This window comes from Methylobacterium sp. SD274, from assembly GCF_017355285.1.
GTDB lineage: Bacteria > Pseudomonadota > Alphaproteobacteria > Rhizobiales > Beijerinckiaceae > Methylobacterium.
In genome coordinates this window covers 76,404-97,324 of record NZ_JADIJP010000005.1, presented here as the reverse complement: position 1 = coordinate 97,324, position 20,921 = coordinate 76,404, and the positions used below count along the sequence as shown (strand labels likewise).

The 20,921-nt window shown below is 68.4% G+C and carries 19 protein-coding genes; 11 read left to right on the top strand and 8 right to left on the bottom strand.

Annotated features, from left to right (window positions below; translation table 11 throughout):
• The first annotated feature begins 33 nt into the window (after window positions 1-33).
• The 5 genes from nthA (at window position 34) to IPV08_RS06595 (ending at window position 2,888) form a co-directional block, all read left to right on the top strand.
• A complete protein-coding gene (gene nthA / locus IPV08_RS06615) occupies window positions 34-675 on the top strand; it encodes a nitrile hydratase subunit alpha (protein ID WP_207411249.1) in 642 nt (213 codons plus the stop codon).
• Window positions 672-1,340 (top strand): nitrile hydratase subunit beta, encoded by a 669-nt coding sequence (nthB, locus tag IPV08_RS06610; RefSeq protein WP_207411248.1) that lies wholly within the window; start codon window positions 672-674, stop codon window positions 1,338-1,340. The genes nthA and nthB overlap by 4 nt, the downstream gene beginning before the upstream one ends.
• Window positions 1,337-1,672, top strand: coding sequence for a nitrile hydratase accessory protein (locus tag IPV08_RS06605; RefSeq protein WP_207411247.1), 336 nt, complete (start codon window positions 1,337-1,339; stop codon window positions 1,670-1,672). Before nthB ends, IPV08_RS06605 begins: the two co-directional genes overlap by 4 nt.
• A gap of 96 nt (window positions 1,673-1,768) precedes the next feature.
• Window positions 1,769-1,966 carry a hypothetical protein gene (locus IPV08_RS06600; protein ID WP_207411246.1) on the top strand — a complete coding sequence of 66 codons (198 nt, stop codon included), beginning with the start codon at window positions 1,769-1,771 and terminating at the stop codon, window positions 1,964-1,966.
• Between the two features lie 118 nt (window positions 1,967-2,084).
• Window positions 2,085-2,888 (top strand): DUF502 domain-containing protein, encoded by an 804-nt coding sequence (locus tag IPV08_RS06595; protein WP_207411245.1) that lies wholly within the window; start codon window positions 2,085-2,087, stop codon window positions 2,886-2,888.
• A 109-nt stretch (window positions 2,889-2,997) separates the two neighbouring features.
• Here IPV08_RS06595 and IPV08_RS06590 read toward each other — a convergent pair whose 3' ends face one another.
• Entirely contained in the window at window positions 2,998-3,330 is a 333-nt protein-coding gene (locus IPV08_RS06590; RefSeq protein WP_207411244.1) for a hypothetical protein, read from the bottom strand.
• A 300-nt stretch (window positions 3,331-3,630) separates the two neighbouring features.
• Window positions 3,631-5,772, bottom strand: coding sequence for an ATP-dependent DNA helicase RecG (gene recG, locus IPV08_RS06585; protein WP_207411243.1), 2,142 nt, complete (start codon window positions 5,770-5,772; stop codon window positions 3,631-3,633).
• Between the two features lie 163 nt (window positions 5,773-5,935).
• On the opposite strand from recG, the gene IPV08_RS06580 reads away from it, so the two are divergent.
• Together IPV08_RS06580 and mfd are read left to right on the top strand one after the other, a co-directional pair.
• Window positions 5,936-6,229, top strand: a complete 294-nt coding sequence (locus IPV08_RS06580; protein ID WP_056425773.1) for a succinate dehydrogenase assembly factor 2 — start codon at window positions 5,936-5,938, stop codon at window positions 6,227-6,229.
• Window positions 6,230-6,408: 179 nt separating this feature from the next.
• Window positions 6,409-10,002 (top strand): transcription-repair coupling factor, encoded by a 3,594-nt coding sequence (mfd, locus tag IPV08_RS06575; RefSeq protein ID WP_207411242.1) that lies wholly within the window; start codon window positions 6,409-6,411, stop codon window positions 10,000-10,002.
• 133 nt (window positions 10,003-10,135) lie between these two features.
• Here the strand turns inward: mfd and IPV08_RS06570 are convergent, their stop codons facing one another.
• Complete coding sequence (locus IPV08_RS06570) at window positions 10,136-10,480, bottom strand: hypothetical protein (RefSeq protein ID WP_056453741.1); 345 nt, start codon at window positions 10,478-10,480, stop codon at window positions 10,136-10,138.
• Window positions 10,481-10,783: 303 nt separating this feature from the next.
• Window positions 10,784-12,019: an AMP-binding protein gene (locus tag IPV08_RS06565; protein ID WP_348646088.1), complete on the bottom strand. Its 1,236-nt coding sequence runs from the start codon at window positions 12,017-12,019 to the stop codon at window positions 10,784-10,786.
• A 499-nt stretch (window positions 12,020-12,518) separates the two neighbouring features.
• On the opposite strand from IPV08_RS06565, the gene IPV08_RS06560 reads away from it, so the two are divergent.
• Window positions 12,519-13,292, top strand: coding sequence for an invasion associated locus B family protein (locus IPV08_RS06560; RefSeq protein WP_056425765.1), 774 nt, complete (start codon window positions 12,519-12,521; stop codon window positions 13,290-13,292).
• A 114-nt stretch (window positions 13,293-13,406) separates the two neighbouring features.
• On the opposite strand, the gene hspQ is transcribed toward IPV08_RS06560, so the two are convergent.
• Together hspQ and IPV08_RS06550 are read right to left on the bottom strand one after the other, a co-directional pair.
• On the bottom strand, window positions 13,407-13,760 hold the full coding sequence (hspQ, locus tag IPV08_RS06555) for a heat shock protein HspQ (protein WP_056453784.1): 354 nt from the start codon (window positions 13,758-13,760) through the stop codon (window positions 13,407-13,409).
• 299 nt (window positions 13,761-14,059) lie between these two features.
• Window positions 14,060-15,112 (bottom strand): CoA ester lyase, encoded by a 1,053-nt coding sequence (locus IPV08_RS06550; protein ID WP_056425762.1) that lies wholly within the window; start codon window positions 15,110-15,112, stop codon window positions 14,060-14,062.
• Window positions 15,113-15,438: 326 nt separating this feature from the next.
• Between IPV08_RS06550 and IPV08_RS06545 the strand changes: the two genes are divergently transcribed.
• Window positions 15,439-16,719 carry a patatin-like phospholipase family protein gene (locus tag IPV08_RS06545; protein ID WP_207411240.1) on the top strand — a complete coding sequence of 427 codons (1,281 nt, stop codon included), beginning with the start codon at window positions 15,439-15,441 and terminating at the stop codon, window positions 16,717-16,719.
• A gap of 3 nt (window positions 16,720-16,722) precedes the next feature.
• On the opposite strand, the gene IPV08_RS06540 is transcribed toward IPV08_RS06545, so the two are convergent.
• On the bottom strand, window positions 16,723-17,925 hold the full coding sequence (locus IPV08_RS06540) for an FAD-dependent monooxygenase (protein ID WP_207411239.1): 1,203 nt from the start codon (window positions 17,923-17,925) through the stop codon (window positions 16,723-16,725).
• 192 nt (window positions 17,926-18,117) lie between these two features.
• Between IPV08_RS06540 and IPV08_RS06535 the strand changes: the two genes are divergently transcribed.
• Window positions 18,118-19,509 carry a GntP family permease gene (locus tag IPV08_RS06535; protein WP_207411238.1) on the top strand — a complete coding sequence of 464 codons (1,392 nt, stop codon included), beginning with the start codon at window positions 18,118-18,120 and terminating at the stop codon, window positions 19,507-19,509.
• 109 nt (window positions 19,510-19,618) lie between these two features.
• Complete coding sequence (locus tag IPV08_RS06530; RefSeq protein WP_207411237.1) at window positions 19,619-20,383, top strand: alpha/beta hydrolase; 765 nt, start codon at window positions 19,619-19,621, stop codon at window positions 20,381-20,383.
• Between the two features lie 222 nt (window positions 20,384-20,605).
• Here IPV08_RS06530 and IPV08_RS06525 read toward each other — a convergent pair whose 3' ends face one another.
• On the bottom strand, window positions 20,606-20,809 hold the full coding sequence (locus IPV08_RS06525; protein WP_018043697.1) for a hypothetical protein: 204 nt from the start codon (window positions 20,807-20,809) through the stop codon (window positions 20,606-20,608).
• Between the last annotated feature and the right edge of the window lie 112 nt (window positions 20,810-20,921).

The window sequence follows — 20,921 nt, the reverse complement described above, 5'->3', positions numbered from 1 at the left end:
TTGGAAGCCGTTCCGGGCACAGGACGAGACGCCATGGCGCACGATCACGACCATCACCATGACCATCCGGACCACGCGCATGGCAGCAGCCTCACCCCCATCGAGGCGCGGGTGAGGGCGCTGGAATCGCTGCTTCTCGAGAAAGGCTACGTGGAGGCGGACGCACTCGATGCGCTCGTCGAAATGTACGAGACCCGCATCGGCCCCCATAACGGCGCCCGCGTCGTCGCCCGCGCCTGGACCGATCCGGCCTATCGCGACCGGCTCCTCGCCGACGGAACGCCGGCCATCGCGGAACTCGGCATCGGGGGGCGCGGCGGCGAGCACATGGTGGTGGTCGAGAACACGCCCGACAGCCACAATCTCGTCGTCTGCACCCTGTGCTCCTGCTATCCCTGGCCGGTGCTCGGGCTGCCGCCGGTCTGGTACAAGGCGCCACCCTACCGCGCCCGCGCCGTCCTCGACCCGCGCGGCGTCCTCGCCGAGTTCGGCCTCACCCTTCCCGAGACGACCCGCATCACCGTGTGGGATTCCACCGCCGAGACCCGTTTCATGGTCCTGCCCCTGCGGCCCGCCGGCACCGAATCCCTGAGCGAGGCCGAGCTCGCCGCACTGGTCACGCGCGATTCCATGATCGGCACCGGGCTGCCGCTCACCCCGGAGACGACCCAATGAACGGGGCACAGGATCTCGGCGGCGCCCACGGATTCGGCACCGTCATGCCGGAGGCGAACGAGCCGGTTTTTCATGCGGAATGGGAACGGCGCGTCTTCGCCTTGGCTCTGGCGGTGGGCTATACCGGTACCTGGACCCTGGACGGCAGCCGCGCCGCGCGGGAATCGCTGCCCCCGGCGGAGTACCTGTCGTCGAGCTATTACGAGATCTGGCTCGCCGCCCTCGAAGCGCAGGTCGTTGCCCATGGCCTTGCCACGCAAGAGGAAATCGCCACTGGCGCCAGCGCTGGGCCGGCGAGCCCGGTGAAACGGGTGCTGCGTGCCGAGGAGATCCCGCCTCGCTTCTCCGTGGGATTTCCCAGCGACCGGCCAGCGGATGCGCCGGCCCTATATGCGGTACGCGACCCCGTCTTGACCCGCAACGACCACCCCATTGGCCACACCCGCCTACCGCGTTACGTCCGGGGTCGGCGTGGCGTCATCGAGCGGGTCCATGGTGCCTTCGTCCTGCCCGATGCCAGCGCGGAGGGCCGGGAGGCCCCGCCGCAATGGCTCTATACGGTGGGGTTCGAGGCCGCCGAACTATGGGGGACGAGCGCCGACTCGGGAGGGCGCGTCACCGTGGCCGCCTTCGAGGGCTATCTCCTGCCGGGGACGCCGCGATGAGCGCCGGTTGCCGAACCGACGATCCGGGGCCGTTCGCAGAACCGTGGGAGGCGCAGGTCTTCGCCCTGGTGGTCTCCTTGCAGGAGAGGGGCCTGTTCACGCAGGAGGAGTGGGCGAGCGCCCTCGGGCGCACCATCCGGCCGGAGGGGAAGCCGGAAGCGGCGGCCGATTACGGACGCTGGCTCGCGACTCTGGAAGCCCTGCTCGCCGAACGCGGTGTCACCGATTCCGCGAGCGTCCAGGCCCGTAGCGACGCATTCCTGCGCGCTGCCGCCGCGACCCCGCACGGTGAGGCGATCGTCCTGGCAAACGACCCGCTTTCGTCGACCTGAGGTAACGCCGCCCTGGGAACGGTGCCTCGGCTCTGGCGAACCGAGCGCCGGCGGGGCATCCTGCAACTTCCCTCCCCGACAAGAACGGACACGACCATGGCAACGCCGCGCGACCTCAAGGTCCAGATGGCCGGCGAGACCCGCGCTCGCGAACGGGCCCAAGCCCTGGCCTCGGCCAGCGCCACGCGGGCACAGCGCGCCGAACTCGCCCTCAAGGAGGCCCTCGCGGAACGGGATGCGTGGAAGGAGAGGGCGCTCACGGCAGAGGCGGCGCTCGGCGAAACCAAGCCGTGATCCTCGGCCTCGGATCATCCGGGGCAGGGGGCGCTTCCTCGCGCTTGAGGTGGCACGCCCGACCCGCTAACCCTTGTCATGCAGGCTGAAGACCAGCCTCCCACGAGACAGGCCGCCCGTGCGCGAAACGCTCACCCCGTTGCCGGAACCAGACCCCGCCGTCGCACGGCCGCCGCCTCGGGTGAGCAAGAAGAGCCGCCTGCGGACCTACTTCCTCACCGGCATCATCGTCGCCGGGCCGTTGGCGATCACCATCTACATCACGTGGTGGTTCATCAGCCTCATCGACGGCTGGGTGAAGCCCCTGGTGCCGGCGAGCTATCTGCCGGACCATTACCTGCCCTTCTCGCTTCCGGGCATCGGCCTCGTCATCGCCTTCGTCGCGGTGACGCTGCTCGGCTTCCTCACCGCCAACCTCGTCGGCCGCAGCGTGGTGGAGTTCGGGGAGGTGCTGCTCGCACGCACCCCGGTGATCTCGGGCCTCTACAAGGGCCTGCGGCAGATCTTCGAGACGCTGTTCTCGGCCAACGGCACGTCGTTCCGCACCGTCGGCCTGGTCGAATTCCCGGTAAAGGGAACGTGGTCGGTGGTGTTCGTCTCGGCGCCGGCCGGACCGGACGTCCAGACGGCTTTGGGGGAGGAAAACGACCATGTGGGCGTGTTCCTGCCCTGCGCGCCCAACCCCACGACGGGCTTCTTCTTCTACCTGCCACGGGCCGATATCATCGAAGTGCCCATGAGCATCGACGACGCGGCCAAGCTGGTGATGTCGGCAGGGGTGATCCAACCGGAAGATCCGCAGGTCAGGCTGCAGGCCATGGCGGCGTCGATCCGCTCGGCTCAGAACGGGCAGGCCGCCGGGCCGGAGGCGGTGCTCGAAGCCTCGTCCCGTCGTCAGGACAAGCTCGTCAGCACGGAGTGAAAAGCTCGCCCTCGCAGGGCTGCCGGTCCAAGTCTCCGGGCCGGTACATGACCCGACGCACACCTCCCGAAAAGCGAACCCGCCTTTCGGGAGCCTCGCTGGAACGCGCCTAGTTGTGAACCGTCATCGAGGCCTTCTCGATGGGCAGCGTCGGCGGCGAGGCATCGGCGACATGGCTGTTGGCGTGCGGGGCAACGGTGGAACCACCCCAGCCCATGGCGATCTGGGCGGTGACGGCCACCAAAAGCAGGACCATCAGCGCATTCGCGGCGATCTGGAAGGGGCGGGCGGATTGACGAACCGCGAGGAGGATATCGTCCGTCGTCTTCAGCGCGGGCTCCTTGCCATCCGAGATCGGAAGCAGCCACGGCTCGCTCGGAAGGGCGTGGACGCTCCCCATTTCGTGGGCACCCGGTAGGTTTTGGAACAGTCCGGCAGACATATCCATCCTCCTGAATTCGTTGTGGCAGCCCAGTCTGGCGGGCTGTTCGTTCATGTTCAGTTAAGAGGAGAATACGTTCATTTCAAGTTCAGGAAGTCCGTGCGGCACCGCACAACGGCTCGGGAAACGAGATCCGGAAATCAGCTTAGTCTTTGAAAATCAAGCTCTTTCCGGCGCTGTGTGGCTGCGGTGCCATGGTTCTCGAAGCTGAACTGCGCATACGTCATCGGTGGTCGATTCGTCGCTTTTGTGGCGATGCGTTCAGGTTTGGCGTGGGCTCCTGACGGCCAGCGAATCGGCTCAACCGGCTCCGAGCAACCGAATCGCCGCGTCCCTTTCGAACAGGTAGAGCAGCACCCGAAGCGCCTTGCCACGCTCGGATCTGAGGCCGGGATCGCGCTCGACGATGAGCCGCGCATCATCGCGGGCGACCTCCAGCAGGTTGGCGTCGCTCTCGAGGCTCGCGAGGCGGAAGGCGGCCGCGCCCGATTGGCGCGTGCCCAGCACCTCGCCCTCGCCGCGCAGGCGCAGATCCTCCTCGGCGATGCGAAAACCGTCCTCGGTCTCGCGCATCATTTCGAGGCGGGCGCGGGAGACCTGTCCCAGCGGCCCGCGATAGAGCAGCAGGCAGGTGGAGGCCTTGGCCCCGCGCCCGACCCGCCCGCGCAGTTGGTGCAGCTGCGCGAGGCCGAACCGCTCGGCATGCTCGATCACCATGATGGTCGCCTCGGGCACGTCGACGCCCACCTCCACCACCGTGGTGGAGACCAGGATCTTCGTCTCGCCGGCGGCGAACCGCTCCATGGCGGCATCCTTGTCCGGCCCCGGCATCTTGCCGTGGATCAGCCCGACGGCGTCGCCGAATTCCTGCCGCAGGTCGGCGAAGCGATCCTCGGCGGCGGCGAGATCGACATATTCGGATTCCGCCACTAGCGGGCAGATCCAGTAGACCCTGTCCCCGGCGGCAAGCGCCCGGCCGAGCCCCATCACCACCTCGTCGAGCCGGTCGATGGAGACGAGGCGGGTGGCGATGGCCTGGCGGCCGGCCGGCTTCTCGTCGAGGACCGAGACGTCCATGTCGCCGAAACAGGTCAGCGCCAGGGTGCGGGGGATCGGCGTCGCGGTCATCACCAGGATGTCCACCGCCGCCCCCTTGGCGCCGAGCGCGAGGCGCTGATGGACGCCGAACCGATGCTGCTCGTCCACCACGGCGACGCCGAGATCCTTGAAGATCACACTATCCTGGAACAGGGCGTGGGTGCCGACCACGATATCGATATGGCCGTCGGCGAGGTCGGCCAGGGTGGCGCGGCGCTCCGAGACCTTGTCGCGCCCGGTGAGGAGGCGCAGGCGCAGCGAACCGACGAGCTCCGTCAGGCGCTCGAAATGCTGGCGCGCCAGGATCTCGGTGGGCGCCATCAGAGCCGCCTGCCGGCCGACCTCCACCGCCGAGGCCATGGCCAGCAGCGCCACCGCCGTCTTGCCCGAGCCGACATCGCCCTGGAGCAGGCGCAGCATGCGCCGGTCGGAGGCGAGATCGGCGCGGATCTCCTCGACGGCCCGGGCCTGGGCGCCGGTGAGCGCGAAGGGCAGGGCGGCCTCGATCCGGTCCTTGAGATGACCGTCGCCGGCATTGGCGCGGCCGGGCGCCCTGCGGTTGCGGGCCCGCATCAGGGCCAGCGCCAGCTGCGAGGCGAGGAGTTCGTCATAGGCGAGCCGCCGGCGTGCCGGGGTGCGGGGCGTGACGCCATCGCTCGCGGGCGTGGGCGGCGCGTTCTCGGGCCGGTGCTCGGCCCTGAGCGCATCGGCGAAACCCGGCAGCCCTTCCCGCGCGAGCCAGGCCGGGTCCTGCCATTCGGGCAGGGTCGGCAGCCGGTCGAGGGCGGAATGCGCCAGTTTCGAGATCGCCCGCGAGGTCAGCCCCTCGGTCGCGCCGTAGACGAGCTCGACGGCGGGGAGGGCGGCGAGCCCCGCCTCGTCCACGATCCGCGATGGGTGCACCATTTGCCGGTGCCCGTCCCACAGGTCGATGCGGCCGGAAATGTAGCGATGGGCGCCGAGCGGCAGCATCTTCTCCACGCGGGCCTGCGGCATGCCGAAGAACACCAGGGTGATGTCGCCGGTGCCGTCCTCCACCAGGACCCGGAAGGGACGCCGCCCCGCCCCGGGCTGCGGCGGGCGATAGCCGGTCACGGTGACACCCAACGTCACGGGCTCGCCCGGCGGCGCCTCGGCGATGGAGCCCATCATCGTGCGCGCCACCCCGCCCTGGGGCAGGTGGAACAGAAGATCGACGATCCGCGCTGGCTGTTCGGGCGTGCCGAGGAGCCGCTCGATCAGCGGCGCCATCTTCGGCCCGACGCCGGGGAGGGTCCGGGCCTGGGCGAAGAGCGGATCGAGGATGCTGGGGCGCAGGTTCGTCGGGCGGGGTTCGTCTGTCATGCAAAGCCGGTTGAGCCGCGCGAACGGAGATGGTGATGCCGCCGCGCGGGTCTATATAGACGACGGCAGGGTCCTACGCCGCTATCGCGGCACCGGGCCGCGCACAGTTTCCCCTGTCCCGGGATCACCGGATCCCAGGATCGCAGCATGACAGGCTGACCCCATGTCCGGAACCACCCGCACCAGCGCGGATCTCGATCCGCGCCGCCGCCGCACCCTCTTCCGCGCCTGGCATCGCGGCATGCGCGAGATGGACCTGATCATGGGCCGTTTCGCCGATGCGGAGATCGGTACGCTGAGCGATGAGGAATTGACGACCTTCGAAGCCCTGATCGAGCTGCCCGACCGCGACCTGTTCCGCTGGCTCACCGGCGAGGACGAGACGCCGCAGAATTACGACACGCCGGTATACCGCCGCCTCCAGGCGTTCCATAAGCACGACGCGCCGATTCATTAGCGGTCTAGGCGATGCGAGGCTCTCCTCCCCCTTGTGGGGAGGAGTTGGAGGTGGGGGTAGCGCCGCTCGCCTCCGCAGTGGGAGGGTCGCCCAACCACCCCCACCCTCGGTCCCTCCCCACAGGGGGGAGGGAGGCGCGTCGCGTCTCACTTTCCCATGAGTTCGAAAACCCCGACCCGATGGCCAAACCCCAGCCCAAAGCTCCCGCTCCCGCCCCGAAGCCCCAGACGGCGCGGTTCGCCCTGCCGAAATCCGGTGCGCTCGCCCGTGCGCTGGAGGCGCTGAAGCGCGGCGATAGCCCGACGCTCGCCAACGTGCCCGAAGGGTTCGATGCGGTGGTGGTGGCCGATCTCGCCCGCGCCCTGTCGCGGAGTTTCGAGGGACCGGCGGTTCTGGTGCATGTGGCCCGTGATTCCGGGCGCTCGAACGCGTTCCAGACCGGGCTGAAATTCGTCGCCCCCGAGATCGAGGTGATGAGCATCCCGGCCTGGGACTGCCAGCCCTACGACCGGGTCTCTCCGAACGCCGCCATCGCCGCCCAGCGGATGACCGCCCTGTCGCGGCTCTCGCGCTCGCGCTCCTCGGAGGAACAGCCGCGCATCCTCTGCACCACCGTCAACGCCTTGATCCAGAGAGTGCCTCCCAGAGAGAAGATCGCGGTGGAGACCTTCTCGGCGGCGATCGGCAACGTGGTGCCGATGGATACCGTTACCGCCTGGGTCGAGGCCAACGGCTTCCTGCGCACGGGGACGGTGCGCGAGACGGGGGAATACGCCGTGCGCGGCGGCATCCTCGACCTGTCGCCGCCGGGCCTGCCGAACCCGATCCGCCTCGACTTCTTCGGCGATACCCTGGAATCCATCCGCGCCTTCGACCCGGAGACCCAGCGCACGGTGGGCTCGCTCCGCTCCCTCGACCTCGTTCCGATGAGCGAGGTGCAATTGACCACGGAGACGATCCGGCGCTTCCGCCAGGGCTACATCTCCACCTTCGGCGCGGCGACCCGCGACGATCGGCTCTACGAGACCATCAGCGAGGGACGGCGCTATGCCGGCCTCGAGCACTGGATGCCGCTGTTCTACGATCATCTCGACACCCTGTTCGACTACGTGCCGGGCGTGCCGCTGGTCTTCGACGCGCAGGCGGAGGAGGCGGTCGCCGAGCGCCTCACCCTGATCCGCGATTATTACGACGCCCGCGCCGAGGCGATGAAGACGCCGTCCACCGGCGTCGCGCCCTACAAGCCGCTGAGGCCGTCCTCCCTCTACCTGACGCAGAACGACTGGAAGGAGCGGGTCGCCGCCGCCTCCGTCGCGCGGCTCTCGCCCTTCGCAATGCCCGAGAGCCCGGACCGCCTCACCATCGATTGCGAGGGCAAGGCGGGCCGCAGCTTCGCCGCCGAGCGGGCGGACGAGACGGCCAGCGTGTTCGACGCCGCCGTCGCCCATGTGAAGGAACTCCAGGGATCGGGTCATCATGTGATCCTCGCATCCTGGTCCGACGGCTCGCGTGACCGGCTCTGTGGCGTGCTCACCGATCACGGCCTGAAGAAGCCGGTCTCCATCAACACCCTCACGGCGGTGAATGCCCTGAAGCGCGGCACCGACATGGCGGTGGCGGTGTGGGGGCTCGATTCCGGCTTCGTCGTCGACAAGCTCGCGGTCATCTCGGAAGGCGACATCCTCGGCGACCGGCTGGTGCGCCAGAAGCGCAAGTCTAAACGCCCACAGGACATCATCCTGGAGGTGCAGGCGCTGCAGCCCGGCGATCTCGTGGTCCATGCCGATCACGGCATCGGCCGGTTCGTCGGCCTCAAGACGGTGACGGCGGCCGGCGCGCCGCACGATTGCCTGGAGATCCAGTATGCCGGCGGACTGCTACTGCTGCCGGTAGAGAATATCGAGCTTCTGACCCGCTACGGCTCGGAAGATGCGGAGGTCGCTCTCGATCGTCTCGGCGGCGGTGCCTGGCAGGCCCGCAAGGCCAAGATGAAGAAGCGCATCCTGGAGATGGCCGGCCAGCTCATCAAGATCGCGGCCGAGCGCTTCGTGCGCCAGGCACCCCGCCTCCAGGCTCCGGACGGCCTCTACGGCGAGTTCGCCGCCCGCTTCGCGTTCGAGGAGACCGAGGACCAGGCCACCGCCATCGACGCCGTCCTGTCCGATCTCAATGCCGGCCGTCCCATGGACCGCCTCGTCTGCGGCGATGTCGGCTTCGGCAAGACCGAGGTGGCGTTGCGCGCCGCCTTCGCGGGGGCCATGGGCGGCAAGCAGGTGGCGGTGGTGGTGCCCACCACCCTGCTGGCGCGCCAGCATTACCGGACCTTCGCCGAGCGCTTCAAAGGGCTGCCGGTGCAGGTGGCGCAGCTCTCGCGCTTCGTCTCCGCCGCCGAGATGAAGCAGAACCGCGCGGGCCTCGCCGCCGGGACCGTCGACATCGTGGTCGGCACCCATGCGCTGCTCGCCAAGAACGTGGCCTTCAAGGATCTCGGCCTCATCATCGTCGACGAGGAGCAGCATTTCGGCGTGGCCCACAAGGAGCGCCTCAAGGCGCTCCAGGCCGATGTCCACGTGCTGACCCTCTCGGCGACGCCGATCCCGCGCACGCTCCAGCTCGCCATGACCGGGGTCCGCGAGCTTTCGATCATCGCGACGCCGCCGGTGGACCGCCTCGCGGTGCGCACCTTCGTGATCCCGTTCGATGCGCTGATGATCCGCGAAGCCCTGCTGCGCGAGCGCTATCGCGGCGGCCAGTCCTTCTACGTGGTGCCGCGGATCGAGGATCTGGCGGAGGTGAAGCGCTTCCTCGATACCGAGATGCCCGAGACCAAGGTGGCGGTGGCCCATGGCCAGATGGCGGCGGGCCAGCTCGAGGACGTGATGACCGCGTTCTACGAGGGCAAGTTCGACGTGCTGCTCTCCACCACCATCGTCGAATCCGGCCTCGACATCCCCACTGCCAACACCCTCATCGTGCACCGGGCCGACATGTTCGGCCTCGCCCAACTCTACCAGCTGCGCGGCCGCGTCGGGCGCGCCAAGGCCCGCGCCTACGCCCTGTTCACGACCCCGGCCAACAAGCAGCTCACCGTGCAGGCGGAGAAGCGCCTCCAGGTGCTCCAGACCCTCGACACGCTGGGCGCTGGCTTCCAGCTCGCCTCCCACGACCTCGACATCCGCGGCGCCGGCAACCTGCTGGGTGACGCCCAGTCCGGCCATATCAAGGAGGTCGGCTACGAGCTCTACCAGCAGATGCTGGAGGATGCCGTCACCGCCCTCAAGGCCGGCATCGAGGAGCCGGTGGAGGAGGCGTGGTCGCCCACCATCGCGCTGGGAGCACCGGTCACGATCCCGGAGGATTACGTCGAGGACCTCACCGTCCGCCTCGGCCTCTATCGCCGGCTCTCCACCCTGGAGAACGATGCCGAGATGGAGAGCTTCGGGGCCGAGCTGATCGACCGGTTCGGGCCGCTGCCGCCGGAGGTGGAGCAGCTCCTCAAGATCGTCACGATCAAGATCCTGTGCCGCGACACCAACGTGGAGAAGGTCGAGGCCGGGCCGAAGGGCGTCGTCGTCCATTTCCGCGACAAGTCCTTCGCCAATCCGCAGGGGCTGGTGGCCTTCGTCGGCGGTCAGGCCTCCTTCGCCAAGGTGCGCCCGGACATGAGCATCGTGTTCATCCGCGAGCTCGATTCCATCCCCGAGCGCCTGAAGATCACGACCTCGATCCTGCGCGAATTGTCCAAGATCGCCCGCGCCAAGAAGGCGGCGTGAGGGACATCACGCCGGGTCGATCACCCCGGCGTATTCGGCGAAAACCTCATGAAAAAGGCGGGCTCACCGGCCCGCCTCCATCGAAAAATCTTTTCTCAAACAAGCACCTGCGGTGCTGTCCTCATAGGCAGGATTAGAGGTCCGGTTCGTTCAGGACGTAAGGACCGATGCGGCTCTGCAGATCGACCGAGGCACCGCTACCGCGTCCCGTCCGGCCATCGATGACGATGACGGGAATGCCCGCATGCTGCATCTGCTCACGCAGGCGCTCGGAAAGCATGGCATAGGCCGGGTCGAGCCGGGTCGAGGTCTGAAGCAGGATGGCCGCGGGGCGGGCGATGACGGCGAGAACGTCGTCGGCGGCCTCGAGGGATGCGGTAACGCTCGCATAACCCAGCTCGGCAAGCTCGGCGGCGAGGGAGTGATCGATGGCGCGGTGACCATCATCGACGACCAACACTTGTTGCAGCGCACTCATGACTGTCAGGGTTAGCTCATCCATCGCCCCTTGGGAAGGGACCCGTGCGATAACACACGTGAACCCAGTTGGTTCGCCGGCTGCAGGGTGAAAATCCTCTTGCTATCCGGCGAAGAGCCCGCTCGCGACCCGTGGCGCCCTAGCCTCACGCGGCATCGCGCAAGACATCCGGAACTCACTCTAGACCGCTGTTCCGAAATAGGAAATTCGTTTCACAAAATAGCTGAATCACCGACTTCGGCACGGCCGCCGTGCCACGCGTCGAAAGCGGTGAATTTCGGGCACGACGATACCGCCGGATGGTCAGCAGCGAAGGATCTCTGTTGCTCGTCCGGCAAATATTTTTGCCGCGAATGGGACGGCCCTCCACAGATCGGCGGCTTTTTCCGGCGGGATGCCGCGTTGCAGGGGGCTGGCTTTGGAGGCGCGGCCCCGGAAAGCGAATCGCCCGTCCTCGTCACGGGCGATATCCAGAAGAGCCGGGAACGGTGCCAACGGATGGGCATCCGCGAGGAAGTGGGCGACGTCCCCATCGGCCCGCGAGGCGGTGAGGAGGGCCGCCTCGTCGAAGGCGAGGACATCGATCACCCTTCGCGGACCATGCACGGCGCCCGGCGCCAGCAGCCGTGTGGTCAGGCGGGTCGGCAACCGGTGAGCAAGGGTGACGGATTCGAGGCTGCGAGGGCAACGGCTCGCCGCGAGATTGCGCTCCAGGGCAGCGGGCACGACAAGATGCGTCGGTCCCGGTCGAGCCAGCGCCTCGGCGAGGTGGGCGGCGTCGAACGGCCCACATGTTTCGAGCCCGGCCCCCGCCACGAGGGCGGCGCCGAGGCCGGTGACGAGGCCCCTCAGGTCGGCTGGCGCGAGAAGGGTCAGGATTCGGTCGCGTGGTGCGATCCGGATCGTGGCGAGATGGACCGCGATCGAGGCGATCAGCGCGTCCGCCGGGCGATAGACCGGCTGCGTGGGATCGGCAGCGGCGAAAGTCACGAGCCCGGCGCTCGACGGCGCGAACGGGCCGCCATGTCCATCGAGGACCATGCCGTCGAGACTGATGACCCCGTCGGGCACTTCCGGCCCGAAGGCCGCGAGGTAGCGCAGACCGAAATAGCGCAGGGCGACACGGCGCAGGCCTTCGGCCGGCAGCATTCCGGCGATACGGGATTGGGTGAGCACGGCCTGGATACCGGCGGCCTGGATGCCGGCCACGAGGGCGTCCTCGTCCCATGTCAGGGGTAGGAGGCAGGGAATGTGGCCCGCGGCCTCGATGGCCAGGTACGAGAGCACGGTCTCCGACCCGGCGGCGGCGATCAGGCCCACACGGCTCGCCGGGGCCAGCCGCCACTGCCTCATCCCGCTGGCGAGGCGCGCGACGATCTCGGCAGCGGACCCATAGGTCCAGGTGATGGGGCTGCGCCCGGACCACCCGACCTTGTCCTTGGGATCGATGAAGGCGACACGGCCCGGATCGGCATGGGCGGTCGCCGCCAGCAACGTGCAGAGGCCGGGCCTGACCACATCCGAATGCGGGCTCGGCACGACGGGCCTGTCCGCCGGAAGGGCGACGGGAGGAGCGTCGCCAAAGGGTATGATCGCTGGCTGCGCCGACACCTCCGCCTCAACTCCCCGCGTGCATCGACTTTCCGTGCCCTGCGGTGATGAACGGTTAGGGTTAAACTTTGCTTAAAAACGCCCTTTGGAAAGGGCAACCGACAGGTCGTCCGCGATCTGGCGGACAGCGCAGGTGTCATGTCTTCGCCGCATTCCGCAGGGAAGCAGGCGGCCCGGTCGTTCGAGCGGGTTCGAGGCGTTGAACGCCCCGTTCGGCACCCTGGCGGGCCCATATTGGCCATCCAGGGTTCAGGAGCGGGTGATTTGCGCGCGCCGAGGGCTTGACCGCGCGAACCAGGGCGGCGAGGGCTCGGCCGAACGCCGTCCGCGGGTTTCGATCCGCATCATCGAGTTCAGGAAACGTCCTGCTGGGTTCAAGCGCCGCAGCATGTCTTCGTCATTCGCGATATCCAAGGGGTCAGAGCTGATGTTCTTTGCCAACCGTCCCGCGCGCCCGATGCGCGCCGCCGCGATTCTCGCCCTGGCCGGCATGATGGGCAATGCGGGCTTGGCGGCACCGGCCTTCGCCCAGGCTCCGAAGGGCAAGGCCCCCGCTCCGACCGCACCGGCCCCGGCAGCGCCGGCCACCCAAACCCCGGCCGCCCAGCAGCCGGCCGGCCCGCAGATCGTCAACGTAAAGTCCGAGCCGTCCCAGGCCGATTGGACCAAGGTCTGCGGCAAGGACCAGAACACCAGCACCGACGTCTGCTACACCACCCGCGACTTCGTCTCCGACCAGGGCCAGCCGGTCCTCGCCGTGGCGGTCTACGACATGAAGAACGCCCAGCAGAGCGTGCGCGTGGTGCGCTACCTACTGCCGCTCGGCCTGCTCCTCGGCCCCGGCATCCGCTTCACCGTCGATGGCCAGCAGGCGACGCCGGGTAAGTTCGCCGTGTGCTTCCCCAACGGCTGCTTCGCCGAGGCCGGCAATGTCGGTAACGACCTCGTGAACGCGCTCAAGAAGGGCACCACCCTCAACATCAGCGTCCAGAACCAGGCCCAGCGCGAGGTGACCTTCGCCGTGCCGCTGACCGGCTTCGGCAAGGCCTTCGACGGCCCGGCCGTCGATCCGAAGGTGTTGGAAGAGCAGCAGAAGAAGCTCCAGGCCGAGCTCGAGAAGCGCAGCGAAGACATGCGCAAGAACCTCGAGAAGCAGAATGCCGCCGGCGCTGCCGCCGTGGGTACCGCTCCGAAGCCCTGAGACCGGGCCTCGAACCCACTTCATGACAATAGGAAAAGGCCGGGCGGCGAGCCCGGCCTTTTTCATGCGCACCGTCGATGAGGGGGCTCCGCGATGTGGGGTCCCGTCCGGGACTCAGTTCGCGTGAGCGCCCCGAAGGCGGTAGGCGCCGTCCGAATCCCGCTCGAACACCTCCGGAATCCCGGCATGGCGCAGGGCCTCGCCGGACGTGTCGGGAATGAGGTTCTGTTCGGAGACATAGGCGACGTACTCGCTCTCCGCGTTCTCGGCGAGAAGGTGGTAGAACGGCTGGTCCTTGCGCGGCCGGACCTCCTCGGGAATCGCCAGCCACCATTCCTCGGTGTTGTCGAAGATCGGGTCCACGTCGAAGACGACGCCGCGAAACGGGTAGATCCGGTGGCGCACCACGGCGCCGAGGCCGAACTTGGCGGTGCGCGTCTGGATTCCGGTGGGAGAGAAATCGGTCATGACGCCAAAATAGGATGCGGCGGACAGGTTGTCATCGGCGGCGTTGCCACGCCGCATCGCAAGGAGCCGTCTCGGTCTGCAGATCTCGGACGGCATCCGGCCGATCGCTTCGGGATCCGTGGCTGCGGGAAGCGGAGGCGAAGCCGGAGCGGCGGTGAGGGGGGGTCGAACGAACGAGGCTGTGCCTGAGCCGCCCCCTCACCTTCGGCTGCCGCCTCGCTTCATGCCCCGACGAGGAGGCATGAAGCCCTCTCCCCGCGTGCGGGGAGAGGGAAGGCCATCTCAGTTCGGGCCAGAGGTCACTTCAGGCCGTAGGTCTTGGCGAGCTCCGGGTCCTTCTCGGCCACCAGCCGGGCCAGATCGACGATGACCTTGGCCTGTTTCCAGGTGGCGTCGTCCTGCATCTTGCCGTCCAGCATCACCGCGCCGGTCCCGTCCGGCATCGCCTCGACGATCCGCACCGCGAAGGCGACTTCCGCCGGATCGGGGGCGAAGACGCGCTTGGCGATGGCGACCTGGTTCGGATGCAGGGTCCAGGCGCCGGCGCAGCCCATGAGGAAGGCGTTGCGGAACTGGGCCTCGCAGGCATCCCCGTCCGAAAAGTCGCCGAACGGGCCGTAGAAGGCCTTGAGGCCGTTGGCCATGCAGGCATCGACCATCTTCGCGATGGTGTAGTGCCAGAGGTCCTGCTGGGCGCTAGCCCGGGCGGCGCCGTCGCTCGTCGGGTCGGCGATGACCCGGTAATCCGGGTGGCCGCCGCCGACGCGGGTGGTCTTCATGCCGCGCGAGGCCGCGAGATCGGCGGGGCCGAGGCTCATGCCGTGCATGCGCGGCGAGGCGGAGGCGATGGCGTCGACATTGGCGACGCCTTCGGCGGTCTCCAGGATGGCGTGGACGAGGATCGGCTTCGAGACGCCGTGCTTCGCCTCGAGCTGCGCCAAGAGCTGGTCGATATAGTGGATGTCCCACGGTCCCTCGACCTTGGGCACCATCACCACGTCGAGCTTGTCCCCGACCTGGGACACGATCTCGAACAGGTCGTCGAGAATCCAGGGGCTGTTGAGGGCGTTGATGCGGGTCCACAATCCGGTGCCGGAGGCGGCGAAATCGGTGGCCTGCGCCATGGCGACGAAGCCCTTGCGGGCCGCCTCCTTCTGATCGACCGGCACGGCGTCCTCGAGATTGCCGAGCACCACGTCCACGGTGGCGGCGAGTTCCGGCACCCGGGAACGGACCTTGTCGTTGTGCGGCGGCACGAAATGGATCATCCGCTCGAGCTTCACCGGCAGGTCACGGAACGGGGCCGGCGCGCCTGTGGCGAGCGGCTGGAAGAAGCGGCGCGGTAGTTTCATCGGGACTCGGGCTCCGGCTATGGATAGTCGTTGGACCAGGTCGACGACCTGCATATCGTATTCAGGTCGTCGACCTAGGGTGTTGGCACCGCATCATCTTTACCGAAAACCAGATCTGACTTTCCGGATGATGCTCTAGCCTCGAAGCGGTTAGTCAAGGTTACCCCCCGCGTAAAGGCGGGTTTTGGGAGAAGACCGCTTTCCCAACGACGTGCGCTGGCGCATGTTCGACGCAAGGGGAGGGTCCACGGACCGGAACCGGCCGGTCGACGCCGGGTTCTCGCAGCAGAGGCGGGCGTTTCGAGACTTACCAAGGACACTCTCTCATGTCCGGATCATCCAGCCGACACGGTCTCTTCTATGCGGCCAGCATGGTGGCCATGCTCGGCATCGCCGGACCGGTCGAGGCCGCTCCGGCCCATGCGGGCACACCGGCGAGATCCGCTCCCCTCAAAGAATCCTCGAAGTCATCGCCAGCGAGATCATCCGAACGGGTCGCGTTCACGGCCGGTGATGCGGCCGATGCCAGGCCCGACGGCCTGAAGGGCCTTCTTCGGATACCAGCCGACGACACCAAGGCCTTCCAGAATCTCATCGACGGCGCGGGTGCCGCGTCCGATCCGTGGCTGGTCCTGTCCGGCGGCGGCGAGAACGGAGCCTTCGCCGCCGGTCTCCTCAACGGCTGGTCGAAGGCCGGCAACCGGCCCGCTTTCGGAATCATCACCGGGGTCAGTACGGGGGCGATGATCGCGCCCTTCGCCTTCCTCGGATCCAGCGCCGATGCGACATTGGCGCACGCCTATACGGAGATCTCGGCCGCCGACGTCTTCGAATTCGGCGGTACCAACGAAGCCCTGACCGATACCTGGCCGCTCAAGCGCCGGATCGAGCGGATGGTCACCGGCAAGCTTCTCGCCGACATCGCCGCCGAGCACGCCAAGGGACGTCGCCTGTTGGTGGCGACCACGGCGGTGGACAGCGAGCGCCCCGTCCTGTGGGACATGGGCGCCATCGCCTCCGAGGGCAGCCCGAAGGCGCTCGACCTGTTCCGCGCGATCATCCTCGCTTCCTCGGCGGTGCCGGGCGTGTTCCCGCCGGTGATGATCGACGTGGTCGGTACGGACGGGAAGCATTTCCAAGAGATGCATGCCGATGGCGGCACCACTGCGCCGTTCTACCTGGCGCCGGAAGCCGCGATCCTCGGCAAGGCCAAGGTGAGGCTTCCCACGAGCACGGTCTATCTCGTCGTCAACAACACGGTGACGCCGGACTTCCAGATGGCCACCCGCACGACCCTGAGCGTGCTCGGCCGCGCAATGTCGGCCGCGATCAAGGCGCAGACCCGTGCGGCGCTCGCCCTGACGGAGAGCTTCGCCGAGCGTCACGGCCTCGATCTCGACGTGGCCCAGATCGACAACCGGTTCACGCGCACCACCTCGGCGCCGTTCGACCAGGATTACATGAAGGCCCTGTTCGCCCATGGCGAGCGCCTCGGGCGGGACGGCACCGCTTTCAGCCGCGGAACGCCCGCGGCCTCGATCCCCACCGGATCGACCGGCGATCGTTTCGGTGCGGCGGATGCGCCGACGAGCCTCGCCCGGCGCTGACCGTCACCGCATCAGGGCGGGGGCGCCGAGGCGCGGCAGCACACCCTCGCGCATGACGATGCGGCGCAGCGGCCCGATCGTGGTCATGGCCAGCAGGCCGAGCCCGCGCAGGGCATCGACGGGGATCAGGGAGCTGAGCAGGCTGCGGTTGAGCGTATCCACCGCAGCCGTGCGCAGGCGGGCATCCAGTGCCCGCGAACGGGCGAACCCGGACAGAGCCTCGCGCGAGCCCGGATCGCGGCCGTCCGCGGTCGCGGCCAGGACGCTGTCGCGTAGCGCCGCGGCATCGCGCAAGCCGAGATTGAGCCCCTGCGCTCCGATGGGCGGAAAGGCGTGGGCCGCCTCGCCGATGAGCGCGATGCGAGGCCCGACCGGGGAGGCGACGGAGAGGCCGCGCATCGGCACGAGCCCGCGCGGCCCGTCGATGCGCATGGCACCGAGCATGGCTTGGGCCTGGTTCTCGATGGCGCGCGCGAGGTCGGCATCCTCCAGTTCGGAGAGGCGCCGGGCCGGTCCCGCGCCGGTGACCCAGACGAGGCTGGAGCGGTGTCCGCCGGGGAGGGGGACCAGGGTGAACGGCCCCTGCCGGGTATGGAACTCGGTGGAGACGTCCCGGTGGGGACGCTCATGGGCGAGCAAGGTGGTGATGGCGGCCTGCGGGTAGGACCAGTCCTTGGTGGCGATGCCGGCCTGCTCCCGTATGCGCGAGCGGGCTCCGTCCGCACCGACGACGAGGCGCGCGGCGACGGCCGGGCCTTCCTCCAGACCGATCCGCGCCTCGTCGGCATCCCGTTCCAGCCCCACCGCGTCGCTCTCGAACAGGGTCAGGCCGGGAGCCGACCGGGCCTGCGCTCGCAACGATTCCACGAGGCGGGCGCTCTCCACGTTCCAGCCGAAGGCGTCGAGGCCGATTTCGGTGGAGACGAACCGGGCCGGCGGCGGACGGAACAGGCTACCGGTATCGTCGACGATGTGGAGTTCGGCCAGGGGTGCCGCATGCGGCGCCACCTCCGCCCAGGCCCCCAGCGCGCGGAGGAAACGCACCGATCCGTCGAGGAGGGCGACCGTGCGTCCGTCGGCGACGGGGGCGTGGCGGCCGACGAGGGCCGTAGCGATGCCCTCGCGCGCCAGGGCCAGGGCCAGACCGAGCCCGGCCGCGCCTGCGCCGACGACGGCCACGTCGAAACGGGGAGAGGACGGCTTCATGTCATCGCTCCTCGGCGAGGTGTCCCCCGCCCGACCTGCCGGAACGAGACCGCACCGGATTTCAACCGCTTCATCTAGGCCGCGCCCCATTCGGGTTCACGTCGCTGTGGCATTGCGGCACTGCGGCTTCTAGCATCAGCAGCGAGCCCCGTCAGAGGGCCTGCGCGGAAGCTCCCCCATGAGTGCATCGTCATGAATCTCGCCATCGCGCTGCTGGCGCTCGGCTTCCTGATGCTCGTCGCCTATCGCGGCTTCAGCGTCATCCTGTTCGCCCCGGTGGCGGCACTGCTTGCCGTGCTCCTCACCGACCCGTCCGCCGTGCTGCCGGTCTTCTCCGGCCTGTTCATGGAGAAGATGGTCGGCTTCGTGAAGCTGTACCTGCCGGTCTTCCTCCTCGGCGCGGTGTTCGGCAAGGTCATCGAACTGTCGGGTTTTTCGCGCTCCATCGTCACGGCGGTGATCGATCTCGTCGGCCCGCGCCGGGCCGTCCTCTCCATCGTGCTGGTCTGCAATCTGCTCACCTATGGCGGCGTCTCGCTCTTCGTCGTGGTGTTCGCGGTCTATCCGTTCGCGGCGGAAGCCTTCCGGCTGAGCGAGATCCCCAAACGCCTCATCCCGGGCACCATCGCGCTCGGCGCCTTCTCCTACACGATGGACGCGCTGCCCGGCACGCCGCAGATCCAGAACATCATTCCCACCACCTTCTTCGGCACCAACACCTGGGCGGCCCCCTGGCTCGGGCTGATCGGTGCCGCCTTCATCCTCGTCGCGGGCGTCGCCTATCTCGACCGGCGCATCGCCTCGGCCAAGGCCAGGGGAGAGGGCTACGGCAGCGGCCACAGCAACGAGCCGACGCCCGTCTCCGACGAAGCCCTGGCGCATCCCCTGGTGGCGCTTCTGCCGCTCGTCGTGGTCGGCCTCTCGAACCTCGCCTTCACCGCGCTCATCCCGCGCCTCTACGGGGCGAAGACCGAGACCATGCTGGCGGGGCTCGACAAGCCGATCGTCACGACCCTGTCCTCCGTCACGGCGATCTGGGCGGTGGAACTGGCGCTGCTGGCCGGCATCCTCACGGTCTTCGTCTTCGCCTGGAGGCCGGTCTCGAAGAGCTTCGCAGAGGGCAGCCGCGCGGCGGTGGCGGGCTCGCTGCTCGCCGCCATGAACACCGCCTCCGAATACGGGTTCGGCGCGGTCATCGCGGCCCTGCCGGGCTTCATCGTCATCCGCGAGGCACTCTCCGCGATCCCCAATCCGCTGGTGAACGAGGCGGTGACGGTGACGGCGCTCGCCGGCATCACCGGCTCGGCCTCCGGAGGGCTCAGCATCGCGCTCGCCGCCATGTCTTCCACCTTTATCGCGGCGGCCCAGGCCACCGGCATCCCCATGGAGGTGCTGCACCGGGTCGCCGCCATGGCGAGCGGCGGCATGGACACGCTGCCCCATAACGGCGCGGTCATCACCCTGCTCGCGGTGACGGGGCTGACCCACCGGCAGGCCTATGCCGACATCTTCGCGATCACGCTGCTGAAGACGAGCGCGGTCTTCCTGGTCATCGGGGTCTATTACCTGACCGGGCTGGTCTGAGGCGGGCCGGAGGGCGATCATCCCGGCGGGCAGAGTTTCGAGCCGCGCCTGGACTTTCCCCGCGAAGGCGCGGTCAATACCGAATCTGTCGCCGTCAGAGGAGCCCCCGATGGATCGCCGCTCTTTCCTGAGGCTGTCCGTCGCCGCGTCAGTCGTCCCGCTTCTGCACGGCCCCGCTCTGGCCGCACCGGTCCCGCGGGCGCGCAACGTGGTCCTCGTCCACGGCTTGTTCGCCGACGGGTCGTGCTGGTCGGAGGTGATCGGGCGGCTGCAGGCGGCGGGGCTCGATGTCACCTCAGTGCAGAACCCGCTGACCACCCTCGACGAGGCGGTGGCCTCGGTGCGGCGGGTGCTGGAGCGGCAGGACGGGCCGACCGTGCTCGTCGGGCATTCCTTCGCCGGGATGATCATCACGGAAGCCGGCATCGCCCCCAACGTGTCGGCCCTCGTCTACGTGGCGGCACGCGCCCCCGATGCGGGAGAGGATTACGCCGCCCTGGCCAGGACGTTTCCGACACCGCCCGCCACGGCCGGCATCGTCTTCGACGGCGAGTACGGACGTCTCGGCGAAGCGGCCTTCCTGCGGGATTTCGCCGGCGACCTTCCCGAGGCGAAGGCGAAGGTGCTCTACGCGGTGCAGCAGCCCTTCGCCAAAGCGCTGCTGGCGGGCAGGACCACCCAGGCGGCCTGGCGATCGAAGCCGAGCTTCTACGCGGTCTCGACGGAGGACCGGACGATCGACCCCGATCTTCAACGCTTCATGGCGAAGAGGATGGGCGCGACCACGATCGAGGTGACGGCGAGCCACCTGTCCCTGATCTCCCAGCCCGACACGATCGCGAAGCTGATCCTGGACGCCGCCGGCCGGCCCTGACCATCGTCCGGGGGCAGGGCGGATCGAGACCCGCGCCCTGCCGTTTGCCGACCGCCGGGACCTGTCCTATCGTCCGATGCGGCGATGCCGGATCATCGCCGGGACAGGAGAGGTCACATGGCATTCTTCATCGGGATCGCAGGTCCCTGGCTGGTTCTCGCCGTCCTCGACCTCCTGGCGATCCGCCGCGACCTGGAACTGTCGCGGATCCCGTGAAAGACTTCAGCCTTCCGGCTCCTCGACGATCTTCAAGGTGAGTTGCGTGAACGGCCTGATTTCCCAGGCGATCCCGGCCTTGAACATCATCACCACCCGGCAGCGGTCCATGACCTCGAAGGCGGGAAGGCCCGGCTCCGGCTGGAACACGAGCCCCGCGACGACGGCGGGATCGTAATCGGCGGGCCTGATCCAGACGATCTCTTCCATGGAACGCTGCCACCCTCCGTCGCGGTTGCCGGGGAACGCCGCCGCCCGGCCTCTCTCACACGAGGCGGGCGATGTTTCGCAATGGCCATGCCGCCCGCGCCTCCGGCCGGGC

Bases quoted from the DNA above. Each gene is read 5' to 3' on its own strand.
- hspQ (WP_056453784.1), bottom strand. From the start codon at position 13,760: ATGACCGATTTCTCTCCCACCGGAATCCAGACGCGCACCGCCAAGTTC.
- IPV08_RS06545 (WP_207411240.1), top strand. From the start codon at position 15,439: ATGTCCGGATCATCCAGCCGACACGGTCTCTTCTATGCGGCCAGCATG.
- mfd (WP_207411242.1), top strand. From the start codon at position 6,409: ATGGCCAAACCCCAGCCCAAAGCTCCCGCTCCCGCCCCGAAGCCCCAG.
- nthB (WP_207411248.1), top strand. From the start codon at position 672: ATGAACGGGGCACAGGATCTCGGCGGCGCCCACGGATTCGGCACCGTC.
- IPV08_RS06560 (WP_056425765.1), top strand. From the start codon at position 12,519: ATGTTCTTTGCCAACCGTCCCGCGCGCCCGATGCGCGCCGCCGCGATT.
- IPV08_RS06525 (WP_018043697.1), bottom strand. From the start codon at position 20,809: ATGGAAGAGATCGTCTGGATCAGGCCCGCCGATTACGATCCCGCCGTC.
- IPV08_RS06540 (WP_207411239.1), bottom strand. From the start codon at position 17,925: ATGAAGCCGTCCTCTCCCCGTTTCGACGTGGCCGTCGTCGGCGCAGGC.
- IPV08_RS06580 (WP_056425773.1), top strand. From the start codon at position 5,936: ATGTCCGGAACCACCCGCACCAGCGCGGATCTCGATCCGCGCCGCCGC.
- IPV08_RS06530 (WP_207411237.1), top strand. From the start codon at position 19,619: ATGGATCGCCGCTCTTTCCTGAGGCTGTCCGTCGCCGCGTCAGTCGTC.
- IPV08_RS06605 (WP_207411247.1), top strand. From the start codon at position 1,337: ATGAGCGCCGGTTGCCGAACCGACGATCCGGGGCCGTTCGCAGAACCG.
- IPV08_RS06550 (WP_056425762.1), bottom strand. From the start codon at position 15,112: ATGAAACTACCGCGCCGCTTCTTCCAGCCGCTCGCCACAGGCGCGCCG.
- IPV08_RS06600 (WP_207411246.1), top strand. From the start codon at position 1,769: ATGGCAACGCCGCGCGACCTCAAGGTCCAGATGGCCGGCGAGACCCGC.
- recG (WP_207411243.1), bottom strand. From the start codon at position 5,772: ATGACAGACGAACCCCGCCCGACGAACCTGCGCCCCAGCATCCTCGAT.
- IPV08_RS06535 (WP_207411238.1), top strand. From the start codon at position 18,118: ATGAATCTCGCCATCGCGCTGCTGGCGCTCGGCTTCCTGATGCTCGTC.
- nthA (WP_207411249.1), top strand. From the start codon at position 34: ATGGCGCACGATCACGACCATCACCATGACCATCCGGACCACGCGCAT.
- IPV08_RS06570 (WP_056453741.1), bottom strand. From the start codon at position 10,480: ATGAGTGCGCTGCAACAAGTGTTGGTCGTCGATGATGGTCACCGCGCC.
- IPV08_RS06590 (WP_207411244.1), bottom strand. From the start codon at position 3,330: ATGTCTGCCGGACTGTTCCAAAACCTACCGGGTGCCCACGAAATGGGG.